We start from the raw sequence: 10,136 nt of genomic DNA, 5'->3' as shown, positions 1-10,136 counted from the left end.
ATGAGGTCACCCTTCGGGGTGACCTCATCTGCGTTTCCAGCCGGGGTGCCTTCGGCACCCCGGCCACGGACCGGTGGTCTCTATGCGCAGGCCGTCGCGGTGGAGCCGGGTTGGCCGGTCCACTCGGCACGGACGCCGAGCGTCGGGGAGTTGGTCATTCGCTCCACGAGTAGTCCTAACCGTCCGTGCCCGCAACCGACGGATCCTGGATGCTGAACGTGTCGGTCAGGGCTGCGTCCTCGCGAGTCCAGCCTTCGAGCGAATCGCGCACCCCACCGTTGACTCGGCGGGAGGCAGGACCCCAGCGATACGGTTCGGCGATCCTCGGGTCATGGCCCTGACCGGCGCCCTATGCCACACGCTGCTCGCCGCAACCGGCTTCACCAACAAGAGCCTTCGCGCCTTGACCGCCGGTCTGCTCGGCAGCGACTACCAACCCAACCAGATGACCTACGACCTCCGCCGACTACGCCTCAACGGACTCATCCGCCGACTCCCACGCTCCAACCGGTACATGCTCATCGACGACGGCATCCGCATCGCCGTCTTCTACACCAAGATCTACAACCGGCTGCTCGTTCCGCTCACCGCCGCCGACCAACCCCAGGCCCCACCAGACATGCGAGCCGCACTGGCCCCCATCACACGCCACGTCGACGAATACGCCCGCCGCGGCCGTCTTCCCCTGGCCGCATGAAAACTTGACCCAAGTGTGAAGAACCCATCGACCAAAGATCGTTAGCCCTGATGCCCCGCGCCTCGATTCGGCGCAGGTCGTCGACGTGAAACGGGAGGATCTGGCCGATCTCGATCCGGGCTTGTTGATGGGGGTGGTCGAGGGCGGCCGATACTCGATCGAGACCTTGTGGCTGGGACTCCTCCTGAGGTCGGGAAACGACGCGGCCAACGTGTTGGCCCCGCGTCGGCGGCGGCAAGAACGGCAGGCAGGGCGGAGTCGACGCGATGAACCAGGAGGCACGTCGGCCGCGGGCGAACCATACCCACGCGGTGACGCCCTCGGGTCTGGACGGCCCCGGTCAGTACACCAGCGCGTGCGACCTGGCGCTGATCGCCCGGGCCTGCTTCGCCCGCGAGGACTTTCGGAGATACATCGCAACCCGCGTGGCGTACGTTCCGGCACAGCCTGGAAAGCCGGGCTTCCAGATCGTCAACGACAACACTCTGCTGGACGGCGTTTCCGGCATGCTGGGCGGGAAGACGGGCTTCAGGCAACTGGCCCGCGGCATCGGGTTCATTGTTCAGCCCGCAAGGCGCGATGTTGTGCAGGTGGGCGATGCCGGATGCCTCACCGCCCGATGTGCTCTCATGTTTGAGACGGCATCTCGACTTGGGTCGCCTTCCTCACCTGGTGGCGGAGTTCGTCACATCCGCCGCCACCTACATTGCATCGAGTGCCCTGGAGGCGAACGGAGATGGTTGTGCAACCGACGTGGCTCGTGATGCTTTCGTGGGCTGTGCTCTTTGTGGGGTTGGCCAGCACCGCCGTTGTCGTTGTTGACCAATTTATTTTTGGATATCGTCAGCCGGTCAAGGTCATGGAGATAGTCTGGCCGGCAACCGCCCTCTACCTTGGCCCAGCAGCGGTCCTGGCCTACAGAAAGTGGGGTAGACCCCAGTCTCCCCGGTGGCTGGACCGGCACGGCAACCCGCCCAGGAGCTCGCGACATGCTCCTACGATAGTCCAAACTTATCATTGTGCCACGCACTGCACTCTGGGTGTCATCATTGCTACGCCTCTCACCTACGGCGTTGGCCTCGAAATATTCGGCAGCACAGTGTGGCCCGAAGTCGTTGGCGACTATGTAGGTGCAGTGGTCATAGGCGTTGCATTTCGCTACTCTGCTGAGGCTCACACGGGTTGTCGAAGAGCGTGGGCCGCAATGCGGAAATTTTTCACGAGCGACCTGCTGACCGTGTCCGTCTTCGAGCTCGCCCTATTAGGCTGGCTGGCGCTAATGCATTTTCTTGTTTTCCACGAGGCCCTGCGGCCTGGTAGTCCGGTGTTTTGGCTCATTATCCAGGTCGGGCTGATCATCGGCTTCTTCGCCGCTTGGCCGCCAACCTCGTTGCTGATCCGCCGCGGCATCAAAACGGAATTGCTGGGCACGCCGCAGTAGGTGGTGATACGCCGACGCTGCTCTTGCCGAAAACTCGTCCATGCAGTGCTGCCCGCCCCGTCGTCCGGGGGATTGGGGATGGGGGCCGCTGAAGGCCAGGTTCATTCGGGAAGTGTAGGAACGAGGGCATCGAGGGCGGCACCGCGCGGGATGATCACCAATAGCGGATGCCGTTGTTCCACCGGCTCGGCGCGGCGTTGACCCTGCTCGGGGCGGCCGGCTTCGCCGCCGAGCTGTTCGTCAGCATCCGCACCTGCGAGAACACCGCCACCTCGCCGGAGGTGAAGAAACCGGCGTCTGTCAGGTGCCTGTGCGAGGGGCCCCGTTCAGCCTGCGGTCTCCCGTTCCGCTCCCTGCGCACCGGCTGACGCCTCCCCGTCGTCGGCTTGGTGGAGCGCGCCGATCGGACGTTTTTGGCTGGATGTGTCGGAACTCCAAGGCTTTCCATCCCAACGGCAGCGGGGCGCCATCGGGATGACTTGTGTGTGGCCGGGAACCCTGACTCGGAATGACGAAGTCTGACGGCGGCTCGGCCGTCTTCCGCTGCGAGTGACGCTCGGCTTGACCGAACCCGGTCGACGACTTGAGGAGGTTTGGGTGACCGCGACATCACGGCGGCCGACGCCCGCCGACCCGATGCCGTACGCAGCGACACGGCCGGGGGTGTCCAGCGGCGCCTCCCGAGACCTGCCGCCGGAGTTGGGAGCGGACGCGATCGGCGTGCTGGAGGGTCGCGCGTTCATGTTCTCCGACGCCCGCGGGGACGTGCCGAGAGGCTCCATCGGCGGCCTGGTGCATGACGACACCCGGTTCCTCAGCCAGTGGGAACTGACGCTCGACGACGCGCCGCTGATGTTGCTTTCCTCGGGAACCGTCGACGCCTACTCGGCGGCGTTCTTCCTGGCCAACTCCGACCTGCCCAGCCTGCCGGCGAATCGGGTGGGCGTGCGACGGCAGCGCTTCGTCGGTGACGGACTCTACGAACGCGTCGAGCTGCGGTATTTCGGTGTCGAGCCCGTGTCGATCCGCCTGCGCTTGGCGGTGGGGACGGATTTCGCCGACCTGTTCGAAATCAAGGAGTCGGGTCGCGACCGTGGCCCGGACATCATCCGGCAGCACGAGCCGGACGGCTCGGCACTTGGGTTCGGGTACCGCAACGGCAGCTACGCGGCGTCGGTTCGCGTCGAGGCCGACCCGCCGGCCGACCTGGTGGACGGCGACGCCCTGGTGTGGGATGTGCGTCTCGAGCGGGGGCAGCAGTGGAGCTGCGAGTTGCAGGTTCCGCTGCGCTGCGGCGAGGAAGACTACCGACCGGCGGTCCGCGGGTTCGGGGAGGCGTTCGATCACGGGCCGCACGACCCGTCGACCCGGTGGGCGGCGGAGAAGCCGCATCTGCACACGGACGTGGATCTGCTCCGCGACGTCTACCACAAGTCGGCGATCGATCTGGTGTCCATGCGGATTGAGAAGACCATCGCCGGCGAACGGGTCGTCCTCCTTGCCGCGGGACTGCCGTGGTTCCTGACCACCTTCGGTCGTGACACGGTGATTACCGCCTACCAGACCATGAGCTGCGGCTCTGAGGTCGCCCGCGGCGCTCTGATCGTGCTGGCCACGCATCAGGCGAAAGGGTTCGACGACTTCACCGACGAGGAACCGGGCAAGATCTTCCACGAATACCGCTCGGGTGAGCTGACCCAGCTCGGACTCAAGCCCTACCGTCCGTACTACGGCGGCGCCGACACCACGGGCCTCTGGCTCATCCTGCTCTCGGAGTACTGGCGGTGGACCGGGGACGTCGACCTCGTGCGCCGGTTGCGCGGCAACGCCGAGGCCGCGCTGCGGTGGATCGACCATTACGGCGACCGCGATGGCGACGGATACGTTGAATACGCCACCCGCTCCAAGCAGGGCCTGGGCAACCAGTGCTGGCGGGACTCCCCGGACGGTGTGCAGTACGCCGACGGGAGGATACCCGTCCTACCGATCGCCAGCTGTGAGACGCAGGGCTACACCTACGACGCGAAACTGCGCATCGCCGAACTCGCCGAGGGACCGTGGCAGGACCCGGCCATGGCCCATCGGCTACGCGCCGAAGCCGCGCGCCTGCGCGAGCAGTTCAACCGGGACTACTGGATCCCCGAGCGGGGCGGCTACTACGCCGTCGGCCTCGACGGCGACAAACGGCCCATCGACTCGATGACCTCCAACATGGGTCATCTGCTCTGGAGTGGGATCGTCCCCGAGGAACGCGCCGCGCAGCTCGCGCGACACCTGATGTCTCCCGAGATGTTCTCCGGGTGGGGGGTGCGTACCCTGTCCACCGCCGATGTCGGCTACAACCCCATCGGCTATCACGTCGGCACGGTCTGGCCACACGACAACTCGATCATCGCTGCCGGGCTGGCCCGCTATGGTCACCGCGACGAGGCCAACCGGATCGCCATGGCGATGCTGGAAGCGGCCTGCCACTCCGAATACCGACTGCCCGAGGCGTTCTCCGGCTACGACCGGTCCTTCGGCCGTCAGCCCGTGCCGTACCCGACCGCCTGCAACCCCCAGGCCTGGGCCAGCGGGGCGCCTCTGCTGTTCCTGCGCACGATGCTTGGCCTCGAACCGCAGGACGGCCAACTCGTTGCCGACGCTCACCTCCCCGACGAACTCGGAAGGATCCGCCTGCACCACCTGGCGGCGCTCGGGCGACGGTGGAACGTCGAAGCCGCGGGTTCGGAGTGCACCGTCTCGCCCGCCGACTAGTACTGCAACGGCAGCTGTGGCGGATAGCCGCGTTGGCGGCAGTGGCTGGTGCGGGCTTGGTGTTGGCGTCGGGCGGCGCCAGTGTGACCAGGCCCAGATGCGTGTCGGGCAGCGTGGGATCCCGCTGCGCGGCGCAGCAGCACTCAGCTGGGCGCCCAGCTCCACCCCGCTGGGTCGAGCGGTGGTTGGTCATGCAACCTTTTCGGGTCACAGCCGGTACTACCTCCTGACGACTGGGCAGAAGGGCGAGCACGTGATCACACCGGAGGGCTTCGACGACTTCGTCGTGACCCGGTCACCGCGGCTGTTGCGTACCGCGTTTTTGCTCACCCGCGATTGGGCGTTGGCCGAGGACCTGCTGCAGACCGCGCTGGCGCGGGCGTGGGAGGCGTGGCGGCGCATTGACGGTGACCCGGAGCCGTACGTGCGTCGGATCATCGTCAACGCGTACGCCTCCTCGTCGGGGCGCAGGTGGTGGGGTGAGCTACCCACGGCCGACCTCCCCGAGGCGGCCGCCGAGGCTGACCCGCACGCCGGCCTCGATGACCGGGACCGCTTCTGGCGGGCATTGGGCCGCCTGCCCCGCCGACAGCGCGCCGTGCTCGTGTTGCGCTACTTCGAGGATCTCTCCGAGATCGAGATCTCCGAGGTCCTGGGCTGTTCGGTCGGCACGGTCAAGAGCCAGGCAAGCCGGGCAGTGGCAAAGCTCCGCCTCGACGAGACGCTGACGCCGGAAGGGATGCTGGGATGAATCTCACCGATCTCAAGCAGGTGCTCGACGAGCGTTCCGGCGGCTCGGCGGAGCACGTCATGCACCACGTGCGGCTGCACGGGGTACGCGCCAAGGTGGTCGCGCGGCGGCGGCGCCGGATCGCGACCTGGGCCACCTGCGCGGTGGCCGCCCTGGCCGGCATCGCCGCGGCCGCCGTCGTACCCGGGCTCCGCACGGACGTCACCCCCACCCCGGCGGACAGCCCGTCGCCGGTACGCACCATCGAAGGGTTCCCGGAGTACGCCACAGGCGCGCGCGTCGTGGCTGCGAAGTCCGCTGCGCTGCCGGAGCGCCGCATCGAGCTGACCATCGTGCCCACCACGCTCGATCTCGTCATCTTCACCCGCTGCGACGGAACCGGAGACAACGTTGAGCCCGATGAGAAGGTGAGCGTCAACGGCCACTTCCTCTACGGCCTCGGGTGCGGCGGTTCCAGCCGGCAGCTGAGCTGGGACGGGCTCGACGTGGCGGTCGGCAAACCCGCCACATTCGTCATGACGATCATCGGAGCGAAGCGGTTCGACGGGACGGACAACGTCCCGGTGGCGATCCCGGACACCGGCACGTTCGGGCTCGCGATCGGTGTGCGGATCCCGTTCGACCAGTACCCGCTGCCGCCCCGGCCATCAGGACCACTCGCCCCGCTGCACGACGTGCTCATGGCCGGCTGCACCGAGAGGCTCTGCCCGGACGCCGTCATCGTCCGATCGGATCCGGCCGACCCGACGCGTCCGGTCCAGCGGACCCTGACCTGGAAGACGACCGACTCGGTCGACATGCTCGCCCAGACGCCGGGGCTCCTCCACGTCCGCCTAAACGGCGTGGAGATCACGACCGGCGAGTGGTGGGACTACCAGATGAACGCCGTCGGCATGTTCGGCGACAAGAACGGCGGGTGGAAGCGCGAGTTCGGCCTCGACCTGAACCCCGGCGACTCAGTGACCATCGAGATCGTGCCCGAGCACATCACCGGAGCCTGGCAGGTCGTCTTCTCACCAGCCTGAGTGGGCGAGGGTGAGTAGCGCCGTTGCCAGGGTTGGCGGCCAGGTCGCGCTGGAATCGCCAGCGGACGCCCGAGGCGGCCCTGTCCGGCACCACGAGACCATCCGAATCGGACTACTCGCTCGCCGGTCGACCCGTGGGTCGCTCAGCACGCCGGCAGGACACCGAGGCGGGGTGGCTCACCGCGCGGTGGCGGCCGTGCCGTCCCCTGCACGGCCTGGCCGGTCGGGTGCCGCCGGCACCGTGGCCACCGGTACGGTCCGGGCGGCGCGCCGTCGTGCGTCCACGGCGAGGACCACCAGCGCGGTCAGTGTCAGCAGCGCGCCGACCAGCGCGAGCAGCCGTGGCCCGGGGCCGGGCAGCAGGGCGCTGCCGAGCAGCGACCCGGCGGCGATGCCGACGTTGAAGGCGGTGCTGATGCCGGCCGACGCGAGGTCGGTGCTGCCGGGGGCGAGTTGCAGCATCCGGCTCTGCACCGCGGTGGCGAACGATGCGTAGGCGAGGCCGACGCCGGCGAGCAGGACGGCCGTGGCGGGTTCGAGCGTGCCGAGCGCGTACAGGCCGAGCAGGGCGGCGGTGCCAACGCTCAGCGGCGCCAGCAGCGAGGCGATCGGGCGGGCGTCGAGGGTGCGGCCCACCGTGATCGTGCCGGCGACGCCGGCGGCGCCGGAGACGAACAGCAGCGGCGCCAGCGCGGCGGCGGTGAAGCCGCTGACATCGAGCAGGAACGGCGTGACGTAGGTCTGCAGGGTGAGGAAGCCGGTGACGCCGAGGGCGGTCGCGGCCAGCAGCATCGCGAAGCGCCGCCCGTCGGGTGCGGTGCCGCGGGCGGCGCCCCCGGCGGCCGGCGGGTAGGTCGGGATCAGGACGACCACCGCGACGGCGAGGGCCAGACCGAACCCGGCCAGGACCGCGAACGCCGCCCGCCAGCCGGCGTGCTGCCCGAGCCAGGTGCCGAGCGGGACGCCGAGCACCGGGGCGAGCGCCGCCCCGGTCGAGAACAGCGCCACCACCCGGCCGCGCATGGCGACCGGGAAGGGGCCGGTCACGGTCGCCGAGGCGACGGACCAGAACAGGGCCTGGGTGAGGGCGGTGATCAGGCGGGCGCCGGCCAGCACGGCGTACGTCGACGCCAGCGCGGCGGCGGCGTTCGCGGCCGCGAACAGGACCAGGGTGACGCCGAGCAGCCGACGGCGGGGGATCCGGTGGGTCAGCCGGGTCAGGGGCACGGATGCCAGCACGACCACGACGGCGTACCCGCTGACCAACAGGCCCACCTGCGAGCGGGTCTGGTCCAAATCGGGCGCGATGAGGGTGAGCAGACCGATCGGCAGCAGCTCGGTGGTGATGAAGGCGAACGCGGTGAGCGAGAGCACGACGAGCGCGCCGCCGGCCCGGCGCGGCGAGACCTCCGGTGCCATCGTCCGCCCCCCTTCCCGTCGCCACCGCATCCTTCCACCGACCGGTGACAGTGCGGTGGCCACGTTAGACCGAGCGCCTCGCGGCGGGACGAGGCGATGCAGGTGCCGCCCGGAAATGTCGGAACCGTCGACGACACTGCTTCGTCGACGTCGGTGCGGCGCCGGGAGCGAGAGGAGCGGGTTGAGGTGCGACGGGCGCACCGAGGGGATCACCCCCGCGGTTCCATGAGGCCGACGGTGTCGGGGACTGGCGGGCGCTGGGCGAGGGGGGTGATGGGCCGATGTCCGCACCGGTTCGTTCGCGGCCGGGGCCCAGTTCGTGCAGGCGATCGCCGAACTGGCCGGCCTCGACGCCACCACCCAGCGTCGACGTGCGGCACGCGGGGGTGACGTCCGGCTGATCACGATCCCGCCCGCGTTCCACGGGTTGACCGTGCGCGACGTCGAGCTGGCCCGGCGGATCGCGGCGGTGGCGCGCGAGCTGGGCCCGCCCGCCGGCCTCTCGTGCCTGCAGAACGTCCAGGTCATCATCGACGCGCTGGTCTGTCCCGAGGTGCTGCCGTTCTGGCGTGCCCCGCTCGGGTACGAGTTCGTGCTGGCTCATCCGTCGCTGATCGAAGTCTTACCGTGCCGCACCTCCGCCATTCTCGTCTCGCCCGCGCGCCTCTGCAGCCAGCAGTTCACGCGGCCTGGTCGGCGAACAACTCCACCGCTCAAGCTCGGCCTCATCCTCGCCAGCCCCCTACAGCCGATCGAACCCATGAATGGTTCCCGCACTCCCGGTGCGGCGACATGTCCCCGAGCGCCAGCGCCGCGCGGTCGAGTAGCCCGCCAATCCGGGGGTTATTTAGGGCTGTCGGTTTCGGATGGGGCGGCCTGCTGGGGCGGGTCGACCTCGACGAAGCCGAATAGCCGGGTGATGAGTTGCAGCGCCTGAGTGTCGTAGCGGTCGGCGACCAAACTGCGAAGCCGACCCGGGGTGAGGTGCATTCTGTTGCCAGGGGCGAACACGCAGGTGTCGCACTGCCGCGACAGCAGGCGTGACTTGCCGAGGTCGGGGTCGCCGACGCTGAGGTCCCAGTCGGTGGTGCCGACGGGCACGCCAGGGTAGGGCAGTCCCATGGTGTCTCCTCCTGCAGATGTGGAACGGGGGCGCCACCGTCCGGCGGCGCCCCTGTGGGCTGTGGTGGGCGAGGATGGCGAGGTGGCCGACCAACTGCGGGCCCGCAGCGTCGCGTTCCCCGCCATCTCCACGGGCGTAGACGGATTCCCGGCGCCGCAACGCCGCCCACATCCGCGGTGACCACGATCAGGGCGACGCCCTGCAACGTGACGCTTGTGCGGTTGGCGGCCTTCGGGGCGCGTCCGCGAGAACGCACTACTTCGCCGCGTTGCGGGCGGCTACGCTCGCCCGTCCTTGCCCCGGCGCCGCGGGCGTTCGCGTATGTGCCCAGGGCCGCGCCGGTTAGGTCGCGCAGACCGGTCGTGAGGTGCGTCGCGCAGCTCGAGCCGGCACACTGGCCTTGTGGGTCGTCGTGTCTCTCCTGTCGAGGCGATTTGGGAGGAGGGGCCGGCCGCGTTCGCGTTCCTGGTCGATGAATGGGGCTTCCTGGGGCCCGAGCGAACTGATAGCGGCCTGGCCTACCACCGTCCAGGCCTTCATATCGACGTTGAGCTCTGGGCGTGGAAGAACGAGGCGGGGTTCACCACCACGGTGAGCGGTGGGGGTGATAGCCACGGGCGGGAGGCGTGGGCATCGCTGGGGTGCCTCTATGTGGCGTGCGACCTGGGCGCTCTGCAGGCAGTCCCCGAGGGCGCCGGGTCCCACCACACGATCAGCAAGCGAATAGGACAGCACTCCCGCGCCCTACGGCAGGTCATGCCGCACCTTGACGGCCCCGCAGCACCGGATCTTCTCCGGCGGTGTCAGGGTCGAGAACTACCCAACAACTGACCGCTTCATGCAACGAAGACATCCGCAAATGCCGCGATCCGCGCGCTACTCAACGTCACGCCGAGCTGGCCCCGGTTGCCGTCCGGACGTGT

The 10,136-nt window shown here is 68.9% G+C and carries 9 protein-coding genes and 1 pseudogene; 9 read left to right on the top strand and 1 reads right to left on the bottom strand.

Features of this window, described 5'->3' with window-relative positions:
* Window positions 1-331 precede the first annotated feature (331 nt).
* From I8N68_RS31925 to I8N68_RS31895, 7 genes and pseudogenes are all read left to right on the top strand, one after another.
* Entirely contained in the window at window positions 332-697 is a 366-nt protein-coding gene (locus I8N68_RS31925) for a hypothetical protein (RefSeq protein WP_200216829.1), read from the top strand.
* A gap of 55 nt (window positions 698-752) precedes the next feature.
* Window positions 753-1,389 (top strand): annotated as a pseudogene (locus tag I8N68_RS31920) (D-alanyl-D-alanine carboxypeptidase family protein); the annotation flags it as partial.
* A 44-nt stretch (window positions 1,390-1,433) separates the two neighbouring features.
* Window positions 1,434-2,138: a DUF4396 domain-containing protein gene (locus I8N68_RS31915; RefSeq protein WP_200216828.1), complete on the top strand. Its 705-nt coding sequence runs from the start codon at window positions 1,434-1,436 to the stop codon at window positions 2,136-2,138.
* Between the two features lie 167 nt (window positions 2,139-2,305).
* Window positions 2,306-2,506 (top strand): hypothetical protein, encoded by a 201-nt coding sequence (locus I8N68_RS31910; RefSeq protein WP_200216827.1) that lies wholly within the window; start codon window positions 2,306-2,308, stop codon window positions 2,504-2,506.
* A gap of 229 nt (window positions 2,507-2,735) precedes the next feature.
* Window positions 2,736-4,895 (top strand): amylo-alpha-1,6-glucosidase, encoded by a 2,160-nt coding sequence (locus tag I8N68_RS31905; RefSeq protein WP_307813055.1) that lies wholly within the window; start codon window positions 2,736-2,738, stop codon window positions 4,893-4,895.
* A gap of 253 nt (window positions 4,896-5,148) precedes the next feature.
* Window positions 5,149-5,646 (top strand): SigE family RNA polymerase sigma factor, encoded by a 498-nt coding sequence (locus tag I8N68_RS31900; protein WP_200216826.1) that lies wholly within the window; start codon window positions 5,149-5,151, stop codon window positions 5,644-5,646.
* A complete protein-coding gene (locus I8N68_RS31895) occupies window positions 5,643-6,671 on the top strand; it encodes a hypothetical protein (protein WP_200216825.1) in 1,029 nt (342 codons plus the stop codon). Before I8N68_RS31900 ends, I8N68_RS31895 begins: the two co-directional genes overlap by 4 nt.
* Window positions 6,672-6,848: 177 nt before the next feature.
* On the opposite strand, the gene I8N68_RS31890 is transcribed toward I8N68_RS31895, so the two are convergent.
* On the bottom strand, window positions 6,849-8,090 hold the full coding sequence (locus I8N68_RS31890) for an MFS transporter (protein ID WP_200216824.1): 1,242 nt from the start codon (window positions 8,088-8,090) through the stop codon (window positions 6,849-6,851).
* Between the two features lie 319 nt (window positions 8,091-8,409).
* Between I8N68_RS31890 and I8N68_RS31885 the strand changes: the two genes are divergently transcribed.
* Both I8N68_RS31885 and I8N68_RS34445 read left to right on the top strand, forming a co-directional pair.
* Entirely contained in the window at window positions 8,410-9,027 is a 618-nt protein-coding gene (locus I8N68_RS31885; RefSeq protein ID WP_200216823.1) for a hypothetical protein, read from the top strand.
* A 183-nt stretch (window positions 9,028-9,210) separates the two neighbouring features.
* Complete coding sequence (locus I8N68_RS34445; RefSeq protein WP_372433925.1) at window positions 9,211-9,393, top strand: macro domain-containing protein; 183 nt, start codon at window positions 9,211-9,213, stop codon at window positions 9,391-9,393.
* Window positions 9,394-10,136: the final 743 nt, after the last annotated feature.

The organism is Micromonospora coerulea, assembly GCF_016598485.1.
In the GTDB taxonomy this organism is placed as follows: domain Bacteria; phylum Actinomycetota; class Actinomycetes; order Mycobacteriales; family Micromonosporaceae; genus Micromonospora; species Micromonospora coerulea.
Note: the sequence above shows the minus strand (reverse complement) of the source record. Positions and strands in the feature narration are given on the sequence as shown.